Consider the following 23554-nt stretch of genomic DNA (forward strand, 5'->3'; position numbering starts at 1 on the left):
TCACCCTGCAATGTCTTGCGAGCATTGCATGAGGCAACGTAGTACCTGAAGAGTAACCACCTAGAAACGCTGAAAAAACAACAGCGACGGCACGGCCCTTAAGAAATCGGGCCCTCGATGAGTGTGAAAGTATAGTGAATCGTGGTTCCAGTAAAGGTCCAGAAAACGGCGATATACTGGGTCCAGATTTTAGGCGATGAAAACCTTAGGGACGATCGAGCTTCGGAAGGACCGAGGCATTTCACTGCAGTCCGAGTTGGCCATGCAACTGAAGAAGATGGTTCAGAGTGGCGAACTGCGCGCAGGGGAGCGGATTCCTTCGAGCCGTGAACTTGCTGCGACACTGCATATTTCGCGCAATACGGTGATTGGCGCTTACGACGTGCTGATGAGCGAGGGCTATCTTGAAAGCGAGCAGCGCAGCGGCGTGTACGTTGGGAGAGCGGCGCAGGCTTTCCAGCTTCGGCCAACGACTCGCGGCGGACGCAGCAACGCGGCCAATGCATATAATGCGCAGCCGAATACCCAATTTCGCGCGCCATTGCCCTTTCGGCCTGCGCAGCCGGATGTTCGGCTTTTTCCCATCAAGATATGGAACCGGCATCGGGCGCGCGTGCTGAAGCGCGGCGCAAATATACTCCATTACCAGTCAGTCTTCTCGTCTGGCCTGGATAGTCTTCGACATAATATTGCCGAGTATCTGCGGGACAGCCGGGGTGTTTGCTGCGACTGGCGCGAGATTGCGATCACGTCCGGATCGCAGCAGGCGCTTTTTCTTCTTGCCCATTTGCTGATCAAACCGGGGGATCGCGTGTGCATGGAGGATCCGGGTTATCTGGGGGCGCGTCTTGCATGGAAGCAAGCGGGGGCTCAAATTCTGTCTGCGCCGATTGATGATGAGGGCATCTGCCTTCCTCTATCGGATGCGCAGCCCGTGTCATTGATCTACGTGACGCCGTCGCGACAATTTCCTTTGGGAACCTGCATGTCGCTGGGGCGCAGGCTGATGCTGTTACAAACTGCGATTCGCTTGCAGACATGGATTGTGGAGGATGATTACGATTCGGAGTTCCGCTACAAGAATCCGCCACTGCCGAGTTTGCAGAACCTCGACGAAAACCGGCGCGTGATTTATGTGGGCACCTTCAGCAAGATTTTATTTCCGGCGTTGCGCATCGGTTATGCGGTTCTGCCGCCTGAGCTGGTGGATCGCTTTGCCAGCATGAAGCACATCGCCGAGGATCATGGTCCGCTGATCGACCAGGCTGCGCTTTCTGCGTTTATGGATAGCGGCGCTTTCCATACGCATCTGCGGCGATGCCGACGGCATTATGCGGAGCGACAGCAGAGCTTTCTGGATGCGGTGGCTCGACACAGCCTGCCACTTCGTTTTCCGATCACGGATGGCGGCATGAATATCGCTGGATTGCTGCCAGCGGAAGTGAACGACTTCACGTGTTCGGATGAGCTTCGCTTCGAAGGACTCGATATTCCTCCTTTGTCCAAGTACGCCATCTTTCATGTCCGGCCTGGATTGCTCTTCGGCTTTACCGCCTTTGATCCGCGAACGATACGGCGCGGGGTTGAGAAACTTGCGAGAGTGCTCGACAAGACACGATGGCCTGTGTCTGGGAAGGCTGCAGGTGCAAAGACATCGACTAGAAACCGAGCCGAAGCATGAACCTGATCTGACGAAGTTGACGGTGCGGCCCGAAGATCGGTTCTGTCACCAAAAGTCCGGCATTCGTCACTCTCAGGACATCCGTTGGAACCTAAGCGCATGGCCAGGCGTATCTTTTACTTATCTGCGTCATTTGTCTGGAGCGGGGGTTTGCAGGAGGCATTTGCATGCTTGCATTGCGTCAGGACTTACTCTTTGCGCTCCGCCAGATTTTTAAGAATCCAACTTATGCGGTCGTCGCCGTGCTTTCACTGGCCTTTGGTATCGGAGCGACAACTTCTGTCTTCAGCGTGATTCATGCGGTGCTGATCAATCCCTATCCGTACCAGAACGCCGATCGCATGGTGCATGTGGAGAGGACCAGCAAAGAGCGGACCGGCACTTCACTGATTCAGGTAAATCGAACGGAATGGCGCGAATTGCTGCAAGCCTCGTCGATTGAGGATGCGTTTGGCGTGTTGTACTTTTCGCAGACGCTGACTACGAGCGATTTGCCGGTGAGCGTGAATGCTACTTATAACACTCCCAATCTTTTTACTTTTATGGGCGTGCCTGCGTTGCTGGGCAGGGAGTTTACCGCGGCGGATGCTCCCAACGATGTGCCGCAACCTGTTGCTGTGCTTAGTTACCTCTTCTGGCAGCGCCAGTTCGGGGGACGAAAGGACATTCTGGGCAAGACGATTCAGTTAAACCAGAAGAGCTACACCGTGATTGGGGTTGTTCCGCGGCGCTTTACCTGGACTGACTCCGATATTTATCTGCCCGGCGTGCCGAGCGCTGATCCGGCGGAACACTGGCTTGCTTTCATCCGGCTGAAGCCGGGTGTTTCGTATGCTCAGGCAGGCGCTGAATTGCAAACCATGGTGGGGCGGTGGACATCAAGCGACAACTTCTATTACCCAAAAGATACCCGCGTACGGGTTGTGAGCCTGAACCAAGAGGTCCTCGGGCAGTTCCAGGGAACGCTGATTCTGCTGTTCAGCGCGGTCGCGCTGCTGTTGCTGATTGGCTGCGCGAATGTCTCGATTCTGCTGCTTGCACGCGGCACTGCGCGCCAGCATGAGTTCGCAGTGCGCGCATCGATTGGCGCGACGCGTGGGCGCATCGTTCGGCAACTGCTGACGGAGTCTATGCTGCTGTCGGTGATTGGCGCCGGGCTGGGCATTGCCCTTGCTTATGGAGGTGTAAGTCTCATCAGCGCGTGGCTGCCTCCGCGATCGTTTCCGCATGAAGCGGCGATTGGGGTGAACCTGCCGGTGCTTCTCTTCACTGCGATTACGTCGGTTCTGACTGGAGTGTTGTTCGGCATCGCACCGGCGTTGCAACTCTCTCGTCCACAGATTGGACAGATGATGGCGCAGTCGGGCTCGAACCGGCTGGATGGGAGTTCGGGCAGCGGGCGTACGCGCTCTGCGCTCATTCTTAGCCAGGTGGTTCTCACGATGCTGCTGCTGACATGCGCGGGCGCGGCGATTCGTGCATTCCTTGCGCTTTACCATTCGCCGCTTGGTTACGATCCCGACCACGCGATGGCGGTGAATATCAATCTGCCCAAGGAAGAAAATCCGACGTGGCAAGGGCGCGCGAATGAGATGGAGTTTGTGCGGCAAGCGGTTGAGCGCACGCCCGGAGTGGTTTCGGCAAGCGTATCCACCACGTATCTGCCGCCGTTTCCTGCCTTCGACGCGCCCATTGAGGTTCTTGGCGATCCTGCAGAGCAACAGAGGATGGCATCGCTGGAGCTGGTCAGCCCGCAGGAACTTCAGGTGCTGCGCCTGCGCCTTATCTCGGGACGGATGTTTACAGATGCGGAGACGGCTCGCGCCGCGCACGTGGCGGTGGTGAACCAGGCAATGGTGCGGCAGTATTTCGGCGGGCAGAATCCCATCGGGAAGAGCGTTCGCAGCGCGGCGCTGAAGTTGAATATTCCGCGCCTCCTTCTGACGAATAATCCGGATGGCTATCTGGAGATTGTTGGAGTGGTTGGCGATGCGATTAATGAAGGCGTTGACCGCCCCACGATTCCAGCAGTCATTCTTCCCTATACTTTCGTGCTGCCTCCCAATCTGTTTCTGGTGGTTCGCACCTCGACCAACACGGACAATGCGTATGAGGCGATACGCCAGCAGATGCGCACGGTGAATTCGCAACTTGTGGTTCACGACGTGCATGATCTGAGCTGGTTCCTTTGGACGCAGGCGTGGGGTAAGGAGCGGTTTATTGCGTCGCTCTTTGTGGGCTTTGCTCTGCTGGCACTGGCACTGGCTGCGACTGGGCTCTACAGCGTGGTCTCTTACACGGTGGCACAGAGGACGCGTGAATTCGGCATCCGCATGGCGATGGGAGCGCAGCGCGGAGACGTGATGCATCTTGCTTTCCGAACTACCGCGTTGATGGTATTCATCGGGGCTGCGGTCGGCATCAGCCTGAGCCTGGCGCTGAATCGCGTGATGGTTCTGTGGGCATCCGGCAGTTCCCGCGATCCGTGGATGCTGCTGGGGGCTTTTCTTGTGCTCCTTGTAGTCGCGATCATCGCCTGCACTCTGCCTACGCTGCGCGCTGCGTCGATCGATCCGGCGCGAGCGCTTCGTCAGGAATAGCCGTTGTTTCGAGAGGCTTTTTTCGGGTGGATCGAGATTCGCCTTGCGCTTGATCCTCATTGCTCATTGACGAAACGGCGCGGGCTTCCCATCAACTGATTGGCGACCAGTGTCACCAGCAGGTATGCGAGGTAGATATAGGGAAGCCACGAGTACGGCGCCTGCGGCATGGGATACAGATTGCCCACAAAGGCGAGCAGCATGGCAATGGCGCCTGCAATAGCAATCCAAAGTGTTCCCTGCGTGAGCGATTGCTGTCGCTTCAGGCGAATTGGCAATCCGATGCAGACGAGGCCGTACACGGTGATGAAGCCATAGGTTGCGAGCGAGCCCATCCATCCATAGATGTCGGCGCTTGAAACTCCACGCGCGGCAAGGACAAGCGCTGGAATGAGAACGGCAATCGCAGAAATGATCACGGCAATGTGTGGCGTCTCGTTGCGCGCGTGAGTGCGCCGCAGGGAACCATGCACCAGCCCATGGTGCGACATCAGAAGCACTAGACGCGCCGCTGCAGTGATGCAGGCCAGCGTACAGGCAAACATGCTGATCATTGCGCCCACATCGATTACCAAGCCGAGCAATGATACGCCTGCCTGCTGGGAGAGGACGTGCATTGGAGCTGGGCTCTTATCGATCGTCGTGCCGGTGGGGCGGAAGCCGAGGACTTCGGTATAGGCGGCAACCATGAAGAAAATTCCTGCGCCAACGGCGCATTGCATCACTGCGCGTGGAATCGTGCGCAAAGGTTCTCTGGCTTCTGCACCAAGAGTTGTGGCGCTTTCGAAACCGACGAAGCTGAACATCGCTAGTACGAGGCCGAGACGAATGCCGGCTGGATGCGCGCCGCTGAGTGAGAGCTGTTCGCGGTCTACGTGTAGGCCGTGGCGGAAAAGAATCAGCACCATTACGAGCGCGATGCAGGCTACAGAGACGCCTTCCATCCAGAGCATGGCTTGTGCCGAGACTTTGATATCGCGATACGCCATCCACGCGGCGACGATGACGGCCGTGGCCACGAGCAGCGTCGCAGGAGACTGGTCTCCGGAAAATGTTTGCAGGAGCACGTTCGCGTAGTTGATGAATCCGCCCGCTACAGAAGAGCCGGTGGCGACATAGGCCAGCAGCAAGGCCCATGCAGCCAGGCTGGCGAGCGGAGTTGGAAGGGACGTAGTTGCGTAGCTGTAGAGCGATCCCGGTGATGCGGAGTGACGCGCAAAGGTGGCGATCAGCAAGGCGACGAGTCCGATGCCCGCTGTGGCCAGCAGGTAGACCAGCCATGTGCCGTTGCCTGCCAGGGCGAAGACAAGTGGAATGGTCATCGCCGGAGTTGTCGTGGGAGCGATGGTCGAGACGGATTGCGCCAGCACCTCCATGGGTGAAAGCACACCGTGCCGCAAGCCGTAGGTTTGTTTGCTGGCGGGTTGCGGTAAAACAGTATCCGAGGCCAACTACAGGCTCCTGTTTCCACCAAATTTTCAAGCCGGAGCGTTTAGTCTGAGGGGCATCTGACGGCAAGTCAAGAGATTCTGTAACGGAGTGTGACGAGAATAATGAGCGAATACGAAGCGATGCTTGCAGCGGCGATTAAAGAAGCACGGCAAGGACTGGCGGAAGGCGGCATCCCTATTGGCGCGGCGATTTTTGATCAGAGCGGCAAATTAATTGGAGCCGGGCACAACCGGCGCGTGCAGCATGGCGATCCGTCGGCACATGGGGAAACGGATGCTTTTCGCAACGCTGGGCGTCAGCGGTCGTATCGCAATTTGATCATGGTGACGACGCTTGCGCCGTGCTGGTATTGCAGTGGGTTGATCCGGCAATTCGGTTTTCGAACTGTCGTCGTGGGCGAAAGCCGAACCTTTCAGGGCGGTGTCGAATGGTTGCGGTCCAATGGAGTTGAAATCGTCGATCTCGACAATATGGATTGCGTTACGTTGCTTGGCGACTATATTCGCGCGCACCCGGAGATCTGGAACGAAGATATTGGGGAAGAGTAGCGACGTCAGGAAATCGCCTGTTTCCTCTCTTCTTCGAGAGCGGGCTTGCTTTGCGACGCGGCTGCGACGCGCTGGTGATCGAGAAAACCGGGTGATGTCGGATCTAAGGGCATGCTACTCACTCCGGGCTGCTCACTCCAGCCGGGCAACACCTGGCTTCCGGTAATGAGGCGCGCGCCGTGGGTGAAGGTGAAGTAGGTCCACGCCCATTCAAAGAACACGGCAACGCGATTGCGGAAGCCGATGAGGAAGTAGATGTGAACCGTGAGCCATGTGAGCCAGGCCATGAAGCCGCTCAAATGCGCTTTGAAGGGCCACTCGACTTTGGCTATGGCGGCCAGACGGCCAATGGTGGCCATATCTCCCTTATCGAAATAGTGGAAGGGCTTGCGCGGCTGATGCTTCAGGTCCTCGGCAATCATGCGTGCTGCTTGCGTACCCATCTGCATGGCAGGCTGAGCGACGCCGGGGATCTGCTTGCCATCCTGCTCCACGTAGGCGAGGTCGCCGCAGACGAAGATCTCGGGGTGCCCCAGAGGATTGAGCGTTTTATTGACGAGCACACAGCCTCGCTTGTCGGTTTCGACTCCCAGAAGCTTGCCTAATGGCGATGCTTGTACGCCAGCCGCCCACAACGTCACCACGGCGTCGAGGCGTTGTCCGCCTGCGATCACGTATCCGGGCTTCACATCTGTGACCTGCGCATCGGTATGGACTTCCACGCCGAGGTCGTTGAGCTGCTCGACTGCCTTGCGCGAAAGATCCTCAGGATAGGCAGAGAGAATGCGCGGGCCGCCTTCGAGAATCAGAACACGCGCCTTGGAGGGATCGATGTGGCGGAAATCGTGGCGCATATAGAGCTTTGCGATGTCGCAAATGGCTCCTGCCAGTTCGACTCCGGTGGGGCCTCCTCCGATGACTACGAAGTTCAGCGGAGGATGTGAACCGGTTTCCAGCATCTGGCGTTCGGCGAGTTCAAATGACAGCAGGACTCGGCGGCGAATCTCGGTCGCGTCTTCGACGGTCTTGAGTCCGGGAGCGTATTGCGCCCAGGCATCATTACCGAAGTAGGAGTGCGTCGCACCTGTCGCCAGGATGAGGTAGTCGTAGTCCAATTCGACGCCGCTCTTCATGCAGACGCGACGTCTGGTGATGTTGAAGCCGACCACTTCATCCATAATGACCTCAACATTCTTGTACTTACGCAGAATGCTGCGGATGGGTGTTGCGATATCGGCGGGCGACAGGACGGCCAGGGCTACCTGATAGAGCAATGGCTGGAAGGTGTGATGATTGCGACGGTCAACGATGGTGACGTCGACCGGTTGCTTTGCCAACGCCAGCGCTGCGTTGAGCCCGGCGAAGCCTCCGCCAAGGATCAGAACCCGGGGTCTGCGTCCAGCCTCTATCGCTGGGATATTAACTTGTGTGTTCCTTACGGGCGTACCCATGGCACCTCCTCAGGAATGCAGCTTACAAAGAAAGATGCTCCATAAGCGTAAAGCGATACAAACGATAGCCTCGATGGCCATTTACGAGTTGGGCCTATTTGCTCTCTTTCCGGGGCACCTGATCTTTCACACGCGGCCAATCTTCGACGAGTTTGTCAACTACTACGTGACCTACAGCATAGGCACTTTCAAGCGCAGGCAAAAATGCCGAATACTTGCCGGCTTTCTCGCCTGCGAGGCTTTCCCATGCAGTCATTCCAGGAGGCGGCTGATCGTAGTTGCTTACGGTGCGCAGAATCAGGATGCGGTTCCAGTCGGCTTTGCCTGCGTGAGCCAGGAATTTGAGCGACTGCAAAGTGCCGGTGTCTTCCATGCCGGTAACCGCGAAATTTCCTTTTCCCTCGGTGAAGTAGCTGACCCAGGCGTTTGCCCATGCGTCCATTTTTGCGCCGTGCCAGAAGGTGGATGAAGAGAGGTCGTCTCCGATGAAAACAAACGGAGGCTTTTTGGCTGTCGGCTGACTGAAGTGGGAACGTCTTTCGGCCATTGCTGCATTGTCTTGCAGCGGAACATCTTTGGTAAGTTGATAGGCCCACGCAACCAGCGGTGCGTTCAATTCGTAGACCTCGCCGAGATCGGTGTTGACGGGCTGCTCGTATGGAGTCGCCTTGCGCAGGGGAACGTAGCCTGTGGGCCAATCGGCTGGAATTTCGCGCGCATCGATCTCGTGGGCGAGATCGCCATCGACGACCCAGTGCGCCCATACTGCAGAGCCGAGCGACGTATTCGCGGGATTTCCTCCGGCGATGCCTGCGACGATCCAGTACGCGTGGGTGAGATCGAATCGCGGATCGATGCCAAGGGCCATGATGGTGGATGCGGCTTTGGCTGTACCGACTCCGGTGAGCACGCCGAGAACGCCGTTGCTGTTCATGCGCAGATCGTGATTGCCAGCTGGAAATGGAATCACTTTGTCGAGGTGCTCGCGCTCGACCCAGAACTGAAATTCGCCGGGAGCATCGCCGGTATCGGCTCCCTGCTCGTACATTGCGACGACCACAACCTTGACGAGGATGGGGGTTTCCGCAGATGCAGTGGCGCAGAATGAAAATAGCAAACACAACAAAAGACACGACAGGGACCAGCTTCGAAAGCTGCAAAATCGCATACGCAATCCTGAGAATGGAATAGTGAGGGCGCCACGTTCAGGGTAACGCAACTTCGCTGCGGAGATTTACGGGTGCTGTTCGATCTCGAAGTTCAGCGAGGCCACACTTCCGGTCACTGCGGTGACATCGAGGCGTGTCGGGACTCCGTTGCCGGTGAGTGGTGTGAGTGTTACCGATCCATCTGCGCCGGATGTTGCCTGCACCGTCTGCATGGCGAGAATGGGAGCCGATGGGCATCTTCCCTGCGTGGGGCAATCCGGCGTCCACTGCCTGAGTGTTTCGTAGAAGGTGACGACACCGCCTGCCATGGGATGGCCGACGGCGTCGGTCACGCGCAATACAACCGGGTTGGGTGTTTCGCTTGCGCTGAGTGCCTGCCCGGCACCGCTCACGGCAACAAGCTGCGCTACCTGCGGGTGCACGCTATAGATCTGGAATGTTGCGCAGGTCGTGTTTCCAGGCAGGCAGGCGTAGAGGGTTGCGTCTGCGCCTTCCGGGAGTGGTCCGATGTTGAGTGATGGCGATACGACTCCATTGGCGCTCGTGATTGTTGTTGCTGTGGATGGAGATGTACCTGTCGCCGCGGACCAGTTGATGCTTTGCCCGGCCACAGGAACACCGCCACTCAAGACTTCTGCCTGGGGCGACCATTTAGCGGTTGCGCCGATGGCGATGTAGAGGTTTGGGGTGAGGGCTGCGATTGCTGGCGGCGTGCTTCCGGTGAATTCCGTAATCACGCTGGCGCCGTCGCTCAGGGATGCAGTTACCTGCGCAAGGGTGGTGGAGCTTGCGGAGACATTCATGGTCGCGAGACCATCGCCGCCGGAGAGAACGGAGCAGGTTGATTGACCGCAACCAAGCGCTGCGGTGCCTTCTGTCACCGTGAAAGTTACAGTAATTCCGGCGGCTGGAGTCTTGTCATCGGCAGAAAGAGCTTTGACGGTGAATGGCGTTGGAACTCCGGTAGCAACGGCTCCCAGCGGCGCGGTTACGATGCCGAGTGCATCGCCTCCCAGGGCGTCGTAGCTGAGACCATCCTGAATTGCGGTGACACCGAGTGTTGCAGGGTCGCTCACGGTCAGGAGCACGACTCCCTTAGCTCCATTCGCGGGTGGAGCGATGGCGGTGATCTCGGTGGGTGTGACGCTGGTAACGGCGGCTGAGATTCCATTCACCGTCACAACGGAATTGGGCCGGAAGCCGATGCCACGAATCGTAATCGGGCCGCCATTCAAGGAGATGCGTGTCGGCATGACGCTGTCGGCGTAGAGCAAGCGACCGTGATAGAGATAGTCGGGGCGCCCATCGCCACGGCTGTCGGCGACGCCGAGAGTGAGCGAACCTCGCGCCACGGTGGCGACAGATAGCGTTGTCAGTCCTGCCTGGTCACCGTTGAAGGGTTGCGCGGTGCTGCTGACGGGCAGAGTGCCGTTGGCGTCAGTGCCGCTCCACGCGCCGAGCACGGGCCTGGCTTTGTTTAAGCTGGGATGGCCGCTCTCGTCGAGGGCTACGGTTTCGATGGTGAGTTCGCGATTCGGACGCACGGGCCAGGTGAACCATCCGGTGTGCCCGTAGCCGGTGATTCTTCCTGTCCACTCGCCGCTCGGCGGGGTGGGAGCAGGTTCCGATTGATTGCCGTCGTTGATACTGTAGGACTCGTCGGCGGAGTCCTGAATCACGACGTCCTGCGTGATGCTGAGGCCCGCGGTCATGCCGTTCAGAGTGATCACGGGCATGGCGCCGGACGGGCTCACCTGTCCTTGCGTATAAGGGCCGACGGAATAGCCCAGCGCATACAGCGGATTCAACGACTCAAAGGTGAGTTGGTAGTCAGCAATAGTTGTGCCGATGGGCAGTGGAACGCCACTCAGATCGAACCAACCTTCTTCGGCCTGATCGTCGCTGCCGTATTTGTTGAAGGGATTGCCCTGGTTGTCACTCGAACCGTTGACCGGATTTGGCTGCGCTCCCTGAAAGATTGAGCCACTCACGGCTGCGACGGTGTAGCGAATGTCGGGCGTGTTTGTTCCCTGTTTCAGCGGGCGCAGTACTACGTTCACACCTTGCATGCCTTGGCCGTTCCTGAAGTGAATGGTTCCCTTCACCGAGATGGTTGCTGCTGCGGTCAGCTTCTTGCCCGGGAAGCTGCTCTGGTTGGCCGTCGTGATTGGGTACATGCGATTGACGGCTGCGATGTCGTCGTAGCGCAAGGCCATGCCGTTGGGTGTGCAGGGGATGCCGTTGATGCTGCAGACGTATTCGACGGGATGCATGATGGGCCATCCGGCGAGGCCGTCGGCTGTGATCTGGTCGCCGACGAACATCGACTCATTTGCCTGCGACCAGTCGAGGCCGAGGATGCGGCCAAACGCGCGCACCATTTGATATTGCATGACGGAGAGTTGAGCGTTGTTTCCTGCACAGAGGCCATTCAGAATCATGAGCGCATGCTGGATTGTGCCGTCGGTTGCGACGTTGTCGATGATGGTCATCACGCCATTGTCGCGGCAATCATCAGCGGCGCTGGCGCCAGCTCCGAAGAAGGCGTTGATGACCGATCCGTCGGCATCGTAGACGATTCCGAGCGGCTTGGATGTGGCGGTCGGCTGAATGTCGGCGGGCATGGTGATGCCGTTCGGTCCGGCTGATACGTTGGCGCCGCTGACGTCTTCGTTGAGACTGCCTCCATTGGTGATGCTTACCGCTGCCGTCGGCACGTTGTTCCACACGCTGGCGGACTGGGCGACCAAGGAAGTCATCAGCGAATGGAAAGCCAGTGGTGTGAGCGCTCCCTGATCGAGATAGTAGGAGATGGCTCCGTTCTTCCAGTGGACGGGCTGGCCTTTGACCGATGCATTGAAGTAGCTGGAGCCGGCGACCCAGCGCGGGCCACCGGCGAAGGCGAGGTGCGTGAAGATCAGCGTAGCGGCCACGACGGAGAACTTGCGGCTGGGGGAGAACATGTCTCCATTCGGCCACGGAACCCGCAGACTTTAGGGTCAAAGCGCTGCTCTGTGTTGCTGCCGGTTTTACTTCGGAACGGACGCAATCACAGCGTTCGGAAATGGGAATCGCTCGGTGATTGCCTCTTGACAAAGCTGGATGCTGCGTCAGATCTCGGGAAAGAAATCGAAGAAGGCGTCGATGCTTTGCCGAAGCTGCGCCTCGATCTGCTCCCGCGAACCTTCGAGGATGTGCATGGTGACGCGCGCTGCATTTCCATTCTTGAGTTGAATGGGCGCCTCGCCAACTTCCGCGATTTCATCGGCGGGCAGGAGCCGTAAGCCATAAACCAAAGTCAGATTTGCCATGACGCTATCTTAGAGCCTGCCCGCATGCGTGTCCTGGGTGGTCCGCATCTTTTCGCGGGGTGAAACATCTACCAATTCAGCCTCAAAAGGTACAATCAAGGTTTCACTGTAATTATGTCCGATTCGATACGCGATACCGTTATTCTTGGCTCCGGCTGCGCCGGGCTTACCGCCGCCATTTACACCGCACGCGCCAACCTGAAGCCTCTACTGCTGGAAGGCCATGAACCGGGCGGCCAGCTTTCGATTACGACTCTTGTCGAAAACTTTCCCGGCTGGCCGGAGGGCATTCAGGGACCGCAGTTGATCGAGAATATGAAGCTGCAGGCGGCGCGCTTTGGCGCGGAGTTCCGCATGGGCCATCTGGCGTCCGCCGATCTGTTGAAGCGGCCGTTTACGCTGAAGGTTGGCAACGAGACGATTCATACGCGCACGCTGATTATTGCCAGCGGCGCTTCGGCGCGGTGGCTTGGGCTTCCTTCAGAGCAGGCTCTGATCGGGCACGGCGTCAGCTCCTGCGCGACCTGTGACGGCTTCTTCTTTAGCGGCAAGGAAATTGCGGTGGTCGGCGGCGGCGATTCGGCGATGGAAGAGGCTCTCTTTCTCACTCGGTTTGCGACCAAGGTCAGCCTGCTGCACCGGCGCAATCAGTTCCGCGCTTCGAAAATTATGCTGGATCGCGCGATTGCTCACCCGAAGATTGAGTTCCGCGCGAACACGGTGATCGAGGAAGTTCTCGGCGTCGAACAGAAGGAAGTGAGCGGGGTGCGCACTCGCGACACGGTTACCGGCGCAGAGTCGGTTCTGAATATCAGCGGGCTCTTTCTCGGCATCGGGCACATTCCGAATGCGAAGATGTTCGACGGGCAGATCGACCTCGACGAGGATGGGTATGTTAAGACGCATGACAACGTCTTGACCCGTGTTCCCGGTGTGTATGCCTGCGGCGATGTACAGGACCGGCGCTATCGCCAGGCGATTACTGCTGCAGGAACCGGCTGCATGGCGGCGCTTGAGGTGGAGAAATATCTGGAAGAGCACGGGCACTGAGGCTGTACTTCTTCTAGCCTTGGCGCAGTCGTGCCGGTGCAAAGTGAATATCAAAAAAGAAAGGGCGCTCTCACTGAGCGCCCTTTTTAAATCCACTGAACTATTAAGCTGAACTGGGAATCAGAAGCTGAACTTCAGCCAGAAGCGCAAGTTCCGGTTGGTGGTGGCGCGAGCATTCGTAGTATTCATGAAGCTCGTGGTTCCGATGTCCAGCAGGCTGGTGTCAAGAACTCCAACATCGTTGTGATTGCCGATGTTCTGCACTTCTGCCCGAAGCTGGAATGTTGCGCTCTCAAGGTGGGTCCATGGAGCCGGAATGTCCTTCTCGGCAGCCACGTTCCAGATGGTTGTTCCGGGGTTGCGGAAGCTGTTGCGACCGACCTCAAGGGGCATGAATTGCGGCCCGTATGGAATCAGCCAATGGACCTGGCTTGGGCTTACGACAACCACATTGCCGGTTGAATTGAATTGTCCATAGTCGTAATAGACACCCGGAGTTCCTCCAATGTAGAAACCGTCAATCCCTGCGGTGTTGATGGGAGCATGAACGCTTCCAATGATAGGCCGATCGTTGGTAGCACTGCCATCGCCGTTCGTGTCGACGCCGGGAAGAGTGAAGGTGCTGGGCGGCCCGGCCTGCAGTTGCGTGACTCCAGAGAATGACCAATGCCGGGTAAGGCCGCTTAACAGCATGTCTGTTGTATGGTTGTCAGACCGGATGCCGAGCGGCGCCCAAGTGTAGGCGACGGAAAAGAACTGCGGAAAATCAAAGGCGGAAGCGCCCCAGTCCTGACGGCGACCACCTGGAGCGAGGTTCGCGCTGTACGAAGTGCTGCTGTTGAAGAGGGTGAAGACTTCGGAACCGTTGTCCAGGTTCTTACCGTAGGTATATGCGGCGCGGAAAGTGAGGCCGTGCGAGAACCTCCGCGACAACTCTGCCTGGAGGCTGTCGTATTCCGAAGCGGCGGTGTTTCCGCGTGCATTCACGGCGCCACGATCGGGGTTCAGCCGTTCGCCGGTGTTGAAGTCGAAGTAGTTGTATTGCTGATTGGCATACAGCTTACGTCCGCGGGTGCCGACGTAGTTGAAGGTAAACTTCAGGTCCGCCGGCAGGGCACGTTCAATTCCCAGGTTCCACTGGTATACGCGCGGATTGACCAGGTTCTTATCGACGCTCAACACACTTGAGAACGGGCTGATCGGAGCGGGCGTAATGGATGGAACCAAGCTGAGAGCGTTGCCCAAGCCAGTCGGATCTTGCGAAATCAAGGTTGTCGATACGGCGTTGGGCGAAGACTGAGCGGAATTGACCGGAATGTTGCTGAAGTCCGTATCGTAGAAGATACCGGCGCCGCCGTGCACGACAGTCTTGCCGCTGCCCAGCCAGCCACCTCCGCTGGGAGCATAAGCAAAGCCGAAACGCGGCCCAAAGTTCAAGTTGCCGGTATTGACCTTGTAAACGTTCGTAATTGGCGCGAAGGGATCCTCTACATCAATTCCCGGATATGGCAAGGAGTTGCTTGGATCTGTGATGTAGTCATAGCGAAGGCCGAGATTCAGGGTGAGATCGGGCATCACTTTGACGTCATCCTGAACAAAGCCGGCTGAACGCCAGATATGTGGATCGAAGCGTGTGGGGCCAAACGTCCGCGTGGCTGTGCCGCCCTTGCCCAGATTGTCATTCAGGTAATTGCCCATGCCCGTGAAGCCCGCGCTGCTCGTGACTGTCAACTGCCCCAGCGCTTCCTGAGCCACCAGATCGGTTTCCAGGATGCGGCCGATGTCGGCTCCCATGCGAATGGACTGTCTGCCGATGTTCCAGCTTACTGTGTCCTGAAACTGATAGAAGTTTTCCAGACGACCCTGAGGAATGTTCTGGGAGATGCCTAGAACTGGAAAGGACGGAGTGCTTCCACCGTTGTACGCGTCCTGGAACTCAAGAGAATAGTTCTTTGCCAGCGGATTCGCGTTCGTCTCGGGCGTGGCCTGGAAGAGAAAATCGATGCGCGTCATAGAGGCGCGGAATTCGTTGAGAAGACGCGGGCTGAAAACATGCGTCCAGTTCACATAGCTGAGATATGACGGCCCTCCGACCTCTCCATCGAAGCCGGGCAAGCCGGAAGTGTTCAGACCAAGATCCGGAGTAAAGGTTGCATTGTCGCGCAGGAAGCGGACGGCAAATGAATCCTTCTGATTCGGAGTGTAGTCGCCGCGAATGATGTATTGCAGATCAGGCTCCTGCTGAGGAACGGGGGGACGCTCGAACAGGCCGGTGGTAACGACGCAGCCGCTTGCAGGGCAGGCGCCAGAAGCGCCGGTGGTGGGCTGGCCGACATTGATTGGCGCTGTCGCGCCGACGAAGTTGTACTGATTCAGGTATGTGCCGCTGTTGAGCAGACCCTGCAGAAGCGCTACATTGGGTCCGCCAATGGAAGTCAGCACGTTGTAGCCGTTCTGGTCGGGCAGTTCAATCGGGGATGAGTTTGAATTGCCATAGAAGCGGGTCCACTGCGAAGCTCCGAAGAGAAACAGCTTGTTTCTCCATACGGGGCCACCTCCGGTGAATCCAAACTGGTGCTCGTCATACCGCGCCTTGTTGGCAGAACTCTTGGGCGTGATCAGGCGGGTCTGGCCATCGACTGAATTGAGCCCCGATCCGGAATACAGCTCAAACGCTGAGCCATGGAACTGATTGGTGCCGGATTTCGTCACCAGGTTGACAACGGCGCCACCTGCGCGTCCATACTCAGCCGCCGGAGAATTCGTCAGCACCGTGACGGATTGAAAGATGTCGGGAATCTGCGGCTGAAATGCCTGGCCGCCAAGACTCACGTCATTGATGTCCTGGCTGTCCATCATGAAGTTGTTGGCGCGCGGACGCGAACCGTTCACTTCAATCTGCTCGTAATTGCCGCCAGCGCCTTGGAGGTTCAGCATGGGGTTGACATATTGAACGCCGGGGATGGTTGTGGCGAGCTCAATTGGATTCAGGGAGAAGATCGGCAGCGTTTTCAGATCGCTGGTGTCAATCGTGCCTGAAAGCTGTCCGTTTTCAAGGTTGATGCCGTTCGTCGTGCCCTGAACGGTGACAGTCCCGGTGACCGTGCCAACACTCAACATGATGTCGCGCGAGGTTACCACTGAGGGGGTCACTTCTACGTCTTTAATTTGATTCGCGGCAAATCCCTGAGCAGAGGTGTTGATGGTGTACAAGCTGGGATTGATTGCATCGAGCCGGTATTCTCCGCCCCCATTTGTTTGGGCGGTGCGAACTTCACCCGTCAACTGGCTCTCGATGGTAACTGTTGCGTTCGCCACGACGGCGCCGCTTGCATCGCGGACAACGCCAGCAAGTGTTCCCTTGCTCGTTTGCGCGATCAAGGAAGTACCCGCCATTAACAGCAGAAGAAATAACAAAGGCAAAGATTTGGTCGCTCTTGGCATATTCAGCCTCCCCGATAAAACCGATCCAGCAGAATTGAAGTGTGAAACCAGACCCATCACAGGCAATTTGAGTGCCGAACGGACGGCTTTTGATAGTCAAGTGGTAAATACATAGAATTCATACATTTATCGAAAGACTACATATTCATCCAGTCAATGATTTGAGGTCGGATATTTAACAATCAGCAAATATCCCTATGGAATTCGGTAGACGGCAGAAGCGCGCGGCCGTATCGGGCGGAGATGCGGCTGGCTGTGCAGGATTCGTCATTGAAGGCTGCACCAAAAAGATGGGCACCCGTGAAAGGGTGCCCGATACCAGAAATTTCTGATTGGATCAAAAGTAGAATTTCGCGGCCAACTGCACGGCGCGTCCAGGTTGCGGATCGGCGTTTACGTCAGCGGTGCTGGCTCCAACAACGGACTGGACAGCACCGAACTGCGCGCCGTCGGTGAAGTTTGCGTCAGGGTTGGAGAAGTTGGCGTGATTGAAGGCGTTGAAGGATTCAAGACGCAACTGGATGTAGCGCTGACCTTCAGCACCGAGCGGGAAGTTCTTTGCCAGCTCCAGGTTGGTGTAGTTGAAGCCGGGGCCATGGAAGAAGTTGCGCTTCGCATTGCCGAAGGCGCCTACGGGCTCCTGGGAAAAGATTGAGTTGTCGAACCAATTGCCCGTCTTGCGGACATCGAGCGACTTGACGCTGAAGGTGGAGGTTTCCACGTTATCCGGGCACGAATAATAGGTGTACTGATCGCAATACAGCGAATTGAACGTGCCGGAGTTGGTGATGGTGACGGGGAATCCGGTTTGCAGAGCTGTGACTCCGGTCAAGTGCCATCCACTGAGCGCTTCGCGCGCGATCAGGTTGTTCTTCCAACTTGCGAAGATCGGGATTTCGTAGTCGTAAGAAGCTACGAAACGATGACGTGCATCGTAGTCCGAATCGCCATAGGCGAGGTACTGGAAGCCGGGAAATGTATTGACGGTCGCGCCGTTAAAGCCGGAGCTTTCGAGGCCTGAGCCGTTGTCCAGTCCGTGGCTGAAGGTGTAAGCGAGGGTGAAGGCCAATCCATGGCTCGGACCCTTGGTGAGGCTGGCCTGCAGGGAATTGTAGCTTGAGGCACCGTCAGTGTGTTGCTGGCCGACGCTCAAGTACCAAGGTATGGTCGTGCCCGGGACGGTCGCAGGCTGCGTAAAGTACTGCGGGTAGTCTTGGTGGAGGCGAGCCCGGCCCGCAGTGCATGTCGCATCGGCGAGGCAGGCTGCATGGCCAGCCGCGGTGATGGGATCGCCCTCATACGCGCGGACCAGCTTCCGGCCCATCGAGCCAACATAGCCGATCTGCATGACCATGGTGGGGGAGATGGCGCGCTGAATGTTCAAGTTGTAGTTGTAAACGTACGGTACAGAATAGTTTTTCGGATATGTGCTGATATCCAGTCCGGAATAGTTCGGCCAGTTCAGCGTCGCACCTGGGCTGGGGCGGACATAGGGGAACGGGTTAGGCTCGGAACCATTTCCGGCTACGTCTGTGAAGGGATTTGCAAAGCCTGGGCTGCCGCCGAAATCGCCTGCACCGAAGGAGTTCTTGAGCCACGGCGGATCGCTGAGGTTCTGCAACTGACCTTCTTCGGCGTCGCGGTTGTAGTAGAGACCGAAGCCGCCGCGCAGGGCGAACTCATGCGAACCCTGAGGACCGATCAGCTTCTCGGGGCCGGAAGACGGCGACCAGGCAAAGCCGAGGCGCGGACCGAAGTGATCCCACCTGGTGGTGGGGCCGCCTGCTTTGTTGCAGCCCGGGTCGGTCGGGAAGGTAAGGCCTGGAGGGCCACCGGGGAAGGCCTGAGAGGTTTCCGATCCCGGAGTCCAGCAGTTGATACCAAGACCACCGAACTGGTGGTTGCTGTTCGGAGTCTCTACATCCCATGCCAAGCCGTAGTTAAGGGTGAGATCGTTGGTGATCTTCCAGCTGTCCTGCCCATAGGCATAGTACTCATACGATCTGGCATCGATGGCACTGCCAGAGGTCTGCGCGTATTGGTCGGGCACGCCAAGGACGAAGTCGAGGATCGGGTCGCCTGAGCTATATGGTCCGGCACCGTTGAAGGTGTAGTTGCCGTTGTTGTTGGCGGAGTAAGGGTTGTTTACCACAAACTGCTCGATCGACACACCGAACTTCAGGCTGTGGTTGCCAACGATTTTGGTGAAGTTGTCGGCCCCAGAAAGATTCGTGTCCTTGCGCGGCTGAGGACCTTCATTGCTGAAACCAAGGAAGCTCAGGCCCAAGGGGTTGTTGTTGAGACCTGCCACGCTGATGAGAGGCAGGCTCGATTGCGCAGAGTTGGGAACGATGTTGAAGCCGTAGGTTGCCGGATCGACAACCGTTGCCGGCTCAACGTCGGCATAGTTGAAGCGGAAGTAGCCTGCACGCAGTTCATTCAGTGTTGTCGAGCTAAATGTATGGGTCCAGGAAGCCATGAAGAGCTTGAAGTGGCGGGCATTGTTCATGCCAAACCCGGGCAGGTCGGATCCACCAAAGCTCAGTGTTCTCGTATCAGGATTGGACTGGAAGACGCTCGATCCCCAGATGGAATCGTTGTTCGTGGGGTGGTAGTCGAGACGGATGACACCCTGATCTGCCGCGCCGGTATTTGGAGAGTTGAAGTTGTAGTACGAGACACCGTTGCGAACTTCATTGGGCGCGGGGACAAATTTATTCAGCAGATTCTGTGAGATGGAATTGTATTGGGATTGCGCGAGCTGCACCGTTCCACCCGGGAAGCAGGTATTCCAGGGAGTTCCCGCGGGGCAACCGTTGATCGCAAAAGGTATCGGGTTTGTGGACAGGCCTGTGGCGTTGTTCGCACCGCTGCTGGCGAGGTTATTGTCACCGCTGAAGTCTCCGCCAATCTGCGATGTATTGAAGACCGGAGCCAGCGTAGTTGAACCGGTTCTGCGGCGATATCCCTGATAGCCAAGGAAGAAGAAGAGCTTGTCCTTAATGACCGGGCCGCCAATTGTGGCGCCGTAGAGGTTCTGGTGATAGGGCGGACGTGTCTGCGAGAAGTAGTTTCCATTGTTCAGAAACGTATCGCGATAGAAGTAGAAGGCGCTGCCGTGGAAGTGGTTGGCGCCTGACTTGATGGTCTGGTTGACGATGGCTCCGCTATTGCGGGCGAACTCCGGGTTCAGGGTGCTGGTGACGATGTTCTCTTCGGCCAGCGCGTCTGGATTGACGGCGATGCCTTCGGTCTGGAGTGGGCCATCATTGATATCAGCGCCATCGAGCAGGAAGGAGTTGCTCTGCGTCTGGCTGCCGTTGGCGGAATAGTTTCCGAAGCGATCGCTGGATTCGACACTACCCGGCTGGAGCTTCTGAAGACCGGATGCGTCGCGGCCAAGGAGCGGCATGGTCTCAATCTGCTGGCTGGTGACGACCTGCTTGAGCTGCGTGTCCGCAGTTTCAACCTGGACGGCTGCAGCCTGCACTTGGACGGTCTGCGAGGCGGCACCGATCTGAAGTTGGGCCGGAACGTCGCGATTGTCATTCAGATGCAGGGTGAGGCCGGAGGTCTGAAAGTCCTCGAAGCCGGCAGCGTGGACCGTAACGGTGTAGGGGCCACCGATCTGCAATTGGGGCATGGTGTAGTAGCCCTGGCTATCGCTCGTTACTGTTGTCTTAATACCTGTGCTGGTATTGATTGCCGTCACTGTCGCGTTGGGAACGACAGCACCACTGGAATCAGTTACCGTGCCGTGAACGGTGGCGTATGTGACCTGCGCCAAGGCCCGATTCTGGAGTCCAAGAAGGACCAGAAACAAGGCGACTGTTCCATACAATAATTTTGATTTCAATAATTTATCGGTCATTTCCTCTCCACCTATACGCGTTCAACTGACCTAGCAATTCCGAGTGGGTCCAGCCGCCTTCTATCTGGGGCGAGCCTCTATTAATCTCGGAGTAACTATTGTGCAATTAGTTAACCATTGGGAAGGGTATATGAGGAAATGAGGCAAAATGCTTATTTAACAATTAGTTAATAAATTAAATATAAATGTTAATTTATTAATCAATTAATAAATATACATTTTTTAGAAGACTCAATTCCAGAGCCTGTAGAACGGCCTGGGCGCTACAATCACGTCTGGAAATGTTCACGAGCGAAGCGATCCAAGAAAATGTCGTCCGTATTGCGGAGAGAATCCATTCGGCCTGTGCGCGCTCAGGGCGGAGGGAAAGCCAAGTAAAGTTGATGGCTGTTTCGAAGACGCACCCGGCCGAGGCGATTGCGGCCGGCTTTGCGGCGGGGCTGCGGCTGTTTGGCGAGAACAGGGTGCAGGAATTTCAGCAAAAGGCCAGCGATTTAAAGGGCTTAGGGTTAGACGTCGAAGGACTTGCGGCGGCTTCTGGTGAGAGTGCGGCGGTTCATTTGATTGGACATCTGCAGTCGAACAAGAGCGCGCGGGCGGCGGAGATTTTCTCTGGCGTTGACACGGTCGATTCACTGCGACTGGCGCAGAGGCTGGATGAGGCGGCAAAGAAACTTGGGCGCAGGCTGCCGGTGCTGGTCGAGATCAAGCTGAGCGATGAGGCGGCGAAGAGTGGACTTGGTGCTGAGTCGCCGGAACTGGCTGAGTTGCTGGAGCGGCTGCCGGATCTTGGCAATCTTGAGATGCGCGGGCTGATGACAGTGGCGCCGCTTGATGAAAATCCGGAGACAGCACGGGCTTGTTTTCGGCGGCTGCGGTTGCTGCGGGATGAGCGGGCGGCACGGCACCAGCGACTGGATTTCGGCGAGCTATCGATGGGGATGTCGGGCGATTTTGAGATTGCCGTTGAGGAAGGGTCGACGCTGGTGCGGATCGGGACGGCGATCTTTGGGGCTCGGCCTAAACCGGCATGATGGGGCTACGGGAATCGGAAGCAGGGTGAGCTTTGCGTTGCGGATGCAGTCTCGGGCGAGGCGTACGGAGATTGTCGGGACGCTTGGCGATGCATTGAAGGTTGCCGTGGCTGCTCCTCCGGTGGAGGGTAAGAGCGAATGAGGCATTGATTCCCTTCTTTGCTGAGCTGCTTGCGGTTTCGCGATCTTCGGTGGAGATTGTTGGTGGTGGCGTCGCGGAATAAGGTGGTTCGGGTGACTGGGGTGACGTCCGAGTTAGTGCGAGATCGATTGGGAGTTTGATTCCCTAGTTTGGGTTCTTGCTTTCCCACATCTCTCCGAGATGTGGGGCACCCATTTCCGTGCTACACCTCAAATAACAGCAGATCCTTCGCTCCGCTCAGGATGACAACCTTGTAACGTTGTTCCCAGTTTGAGGCTTTCCCCGTAGACTGACAGTTTACGTCTCCTAAAGGAAGAACATGAGTCATCTCTACGCCGTGGTGGTCGGCGCTATCGTTCTTACTCTGCTTGTGGTGTCGCTGACACGGCTGGGCAAGGTCAAGACCAAGGCTGATTATCTGGTTGCGGGGCGGTCGCTGCCAGCGTTTGTGCTGGTGTTTACGCTGCTCTCTTCGTGGATCGGGTCGGGGTCGCTGCTGGGCGGCGCGGAGAATGCTTACAACCACGGGCTGGTGGCCCTGTGGCAGGGCGGCGGCGGATGGGCGGGGCTGCTGCTGATCTACTTTATTGCGCCAAGGGCGCGGCGGTCGGCGAAGTTTACGATTCCCGATTTGCTGGAGTCTCGCTATAACCAGACGGCGCGCGTGCTGGGCGTGATTGCGGTGCTGTTTGCGTACACGGCGATTACGAGCTATCAGCTGATTGGCGGCGGAGATATTCTCAGCCTGATTTTTCCCACGGTGATCTCGCCGGATTTCGGCAAATACATCATGGCGGCGTTTGTGATTGTGTTTACGGCGATTGCCGGGATGTCGTCGGTCGCGTATATGGATGTGGTGATCGGGCTGCTGGCGACGGTAACAATGCTGATTGCGCTGCCGGTGCTGATGCATTCGGTGGGCGGATGGAGCGGATTTCATGCGGAGCTGCCTGCTTCGCATTTCACTCCGCTGGGGGATGACACTCTGATGCAGGCGTTGGAGTTGTTTGTGCCGACGTGCCTGCTGATGCTGGGGAATCAGGCGATGTATCAGAAGTTTTTCTCGGCCAAGTCAGAGAAAGATGCGCGCGTGGCGGTAGTGGGGTGGATCTGCGGCACGGTAGTTCTGGAAACGGTGATTGTGCTGCTCGCGATGGTAGGGCATGTGCTGGCGATCAAGAGCGGCGCGTCACCGTTTCCGCGGGAGATTCTGGCGTTTACAGCGCTGCACAGTTTGCCAGGACTGCTGGGTGCGCTGCTGATGGGCGCGATCTTCGCGAAGATTATTTCGACGGCGAATAATTTTCTGTTCTCGCCTGCGACCAACCTGGTGAATGACATTTTCGTGCGCTACATTGCGCCGGAGGCTTCGAATAAGCGGATTCTGATCGTTTCGCGATTGATGGTGGTGCTGCTGGGGATCTGGGCGCTGTATCAGGCGCTGCATACCGGGTCGGTGCTGAAAAAGGCGCTGTATGCTTACACCATTTATTCGGCGGCGCTGACGCCGGTGATTCTGGCGGCTTTTTATTCGAAGCGCGTGAATGCGGCCGGCGCGGTGACTGCGATTTTCGCGGGTACATTTATTACTGTCTTCTGGGATTCGAGCTTCGTGCACAATCATTTGCCCGCCGTACTGGCGCAGCGGGACGCGATTTTTCCCGCACTGATTGTCGCGGTGCTTTGCCTGGTTGTGGTGAGCGCGCTGACCAAGCCGCCACGCAAGGATCAGGTTGCCATTTTCTTTGGCGAGAAGGCATAAAAATAGGCAGGCGGCCTGGGGTTGGGTTAAGCCGCCTGC

Annotated in this window: 13 protein-coding genes; 6 read left to right on the forward strand and 7 right to left on the reverse strand. The window is 57.3% G+C overall.

What is annotated here, in order from left to right; genetic code table 11:
- Nucleotides 1-196 precede the first annotated feature (196 nt).
- Together pdxR and H7849_RS15540 are read left to right on the forward strand one after the other, a co-directional pair.
- On the forward strand, nucleotides 197-1681 hold the full coding sequence (gene pdxR / locus H7849_RS15535) for a MocR-like pyridoxine biosynthesis transcription factor PdxR (protein WP_285288894.1): 1485 nt from the start codon (nucleotides 197-199) through the stop codon (nucleotides 1679-1681).
- A 167-nt stretch (nucleotides 1682-1848) separates the two neighbouring features.
- The gene (locus H7849_RS15540; RefSeq protein ID WP_186740502.1) at nucleotides 1849-4281 is read left to right on the forward strand and encodes an ABC transporter permease; all 2433 of its coding nucleotides are present in this window, start codon (nucleotides 1849-1851) and stop codon (nucleotides 4279-4281) included.
- Between the two features lie 56 nt (nucleotides 4282-4337).
- Here the strand turns inward: H7849_RS15540 and H7849_RS15545 are convergent, their stop codons facing one another.
- Nucleotides 4338-5732 carry an APC family permease gene (locus H7849_RS15545; RefSeq protein WP_251106295.1) on the reverse strand — a complete coding sequence of 465 codons (1395 nt, stop codon included), beginning with the start codon at nucleotides 5730-5732 and terminating at the stop codon, nucleotides 4338-4340.
- 102 nt (nucleotides 5733-5834) lie between these two features.
- Here H7849_RS15545 and H7849_RS15550 point away from each other — a divergent pair, with 102 nt between their 5' ends.
- Complete coding sequence (locus H7849_RS15550) at nucleotides 5835-6281, forward strand: nucleoside deaminase (RefSeq protein ID WP_186740503.1); 447 nt, start codon at nucleotides 5835-5837, stop codon at nucleotides 6279-6281.
- 5 nt (nucleotides 6282-6286) lie between these two features.
- Here H7849_RS15550 and H7849_RS15555 read toward each other — a convergent pair whose 3' ends face one another.
- From H7849_RS15555 to H7849_RS15570, 4 genes are all read right to left on the reverse strand, one after another.
- The gene (locus H7849_RS15555; protein WP_186740505.1) at nucleotides 6287-7732 is read right to left on the reverse strand and encodes an NAD(P)/FAD-dependent oxidoreductase; all 1446 of its coding nucleotides are present in this window, start codon (nucleotides 7730-7732) and stop codon (nucleotides 6287-6289) included.
- A gap of 94 nt (nucleotides 7733-7826) precedes the next feature.
- On the reverse strand, nucleotides 7827-8900 hold the full coding sequence (locus tag H7849_RS15560; protein WP_186740507.1) for a purine nucleoside permease: 1074 nt from the start codon (nucleotides 8898-8900) through the stop codon (nucleotides 7827-7829).
- A 66-nt stretch (nucleotides 8901-8966) separates the two neighbouring features.
- Nucleotides 8967-11864: an IPT/TIG domain-containing protein gene (locus H7849_RS15565; RefSeq protein ID WP_186740509.1), complete on the reverse strand. Its 2898-nt coding sequence runs from the start codon at nucleotides 11862-11864 to the stop codon at nucleotides 8967-8969.
- Between the two features lie 147 nt (nucleotides 11865-12011).
- Nucleotides 12012-12212: an allantoinase gene (locus tag H7849_RS15570; RefSeq protein WP_186740511.1), complete on the reverse strand. Its 201-nt coding sequence runs from the start codon at nucleotides 12210-12212 to the stop codon at nucleotides 12012-12014.
- 114 nt (nucleotides 12213-12326) lie between these two features.
- Here H7849_RS15570 and trxB point away from each other — a divergent pair, with 114 nt between their 5' ends.
- Nucleotides 12327-13262: a thioredoxin-disulfide reductase gene (gene trxB, locus H7849_RS15575; protein ID WP_186740513.1), complete on the forward strand. Its 936-nt coding sequence runs from the start codon at nucleotides 12327-12329 to the stop codon at nucleotides 13260-13262.
- A 120-nt stretch (nucleotides 13263-13382) separates the two neighbouring features.
- Here the strand turns inward: trxB and H7849_RS15580 are convergent, their stop codons facing one another.
- Entirely contained in the window at nucleotides 13383-16706 is a 3324-nt protein-coding gene (locus tag H7849_RS15580) for a TonB-dependent receptor (RefSeq protein ID WP_186740515.1), read from the reverse strand.
- 337 nt (nucleotides 16707-17043) lie between these two features.
- Nucleotides 17044-20577 carry a TonB-dependent receptor gene (locus H7849_RS15585; RefSeq protein ID WP_186740517.1) on the reverse strand — a complete coding sequence of 1178 codons (3534 nt, stop codon included), beginning with the start codon at nucleotides 20575-20577 and terminating at the stop codon, nucleotides 17044-17046.
- 281 nt (nucleotides 20578-20858) lie between these two features.
- Here H7849_RS15585 and H7849_RS15590 point away from each other — a divergent pair, with 281 nt between their 5' ends.
- Complete coding sequence (locus H7849_RS15590) at nucleotides 20859-21611, forward strand: YggS family pyridoxal phosphate-dependent enzyme (RefSeq protein WP_186740519.1); 753 nt, start codon at nucleotides 20859-20861, stop codon at nucleotides 21609-21611.
- A 461-nt stretch (nucleotides 21612-22072) separates the two neighbouring features.
- Entirely contained in the window at nucleotides 22073-23515 is a 1443-nt protein-coding gene (locus H7849_RS15595; RefSeq protein WP_186740521.1) for a sodium:solute symporter family protein, read from the forward strand.
- The last annotated feature ends 39 nt before the right edge of the window (nucleotides 23516-23554 follow it).

The sequence above is a fragment of the Alloacidobacterium dinghuense genome (assembly GCF_014274465.1).
GTDB lineage: Bacteria > Acidobacteriota > Terriglobia > Terriglobales > Acidobacteriaceae > Alloacidobacterium > Alloacidobacterium dinghuense.

Coding starts and splice junctions, on each gene's coding strand:
- H7849_RS15590 (WP_186740519.1), top strand. CDS start 20,859: ATGTTCACGAGCGAAGCGATCCAAGAAAATGTCGTCCGTATTGCGGAG.
- pdxR (WP_285288894.1), top strand. CDS start 197: ATGAAAACCTTAGGGACGATCGAGCTTCGGAAGGACCGAGGCATTTCA.
- trxB (WP_186740513.1), top strand. CDS start 12,327: ATGTCCGATTCGATACGCGATACCGTTATTCTTGGCTCCGGCTGCGCC.
- H7849_RS15570 (WP_186740511.1), bottom strand. CDS start 12,212: ATGGCAAATCTGACTTTGGTTTATGGCTTACGGCTCCTGCCCGCCGAT.
- H7849_RS15550 (WP_186740503.1), top strand. CDS start 5,835: ATGAGCGAATACGAAGCGATGCTTGCAGCGGCGATTAAAGAAGCACGG.
- H7849_RS15595 (WP_186740521.1), top strand. CDS start 22,073: ATGAGTCATCTCTACGCCGTGGTGGTCGGCGCTATCGTTCTTACTCTG.
- H7849_RS15560 (WP_186740507.1), bottom strand. CDS start 8,900: ATGCGATTTTGCAGCTTTCGAAGCTGGTCCCTGTCGTGTCTTTTGTTG.
- H7849_RS15555 (WP_186740505.1), bottom strand. CDS start 7,732: ATGGGTACGCCCGTAAGGAACACACAAGTTAATATCCCAGCGATAGAG.
- H7849_RS15585 (WP_186740517.1), bottom strand. CDS start 20,577: ATGACCGATAAATTATTGAAATCAAAATTATTGTATGGAACAGTCGCC.
- H7849_RS15565 (WP_186740509.1), bottom strand. CDS start 11,864: ATGTTCTCCCCCAGCCGCAAGTTCTCCGTCGTGGCCGCTACGCTGATC.
- H7849_RS15540 (WP_186740502.1), top strand. CDS start 1,849: ATGCTTGCATTGCGTCAGGACTTACTCTTTGCGCTCCGCCAGATTTTT.
- H7849_RS15580 (WP_186740515.1), bottom strand. CDS start 16,706: ATGCCAAGAGCGACCAAATCTTTGCCTTTGTTATTTCTTCTGCTGTTA.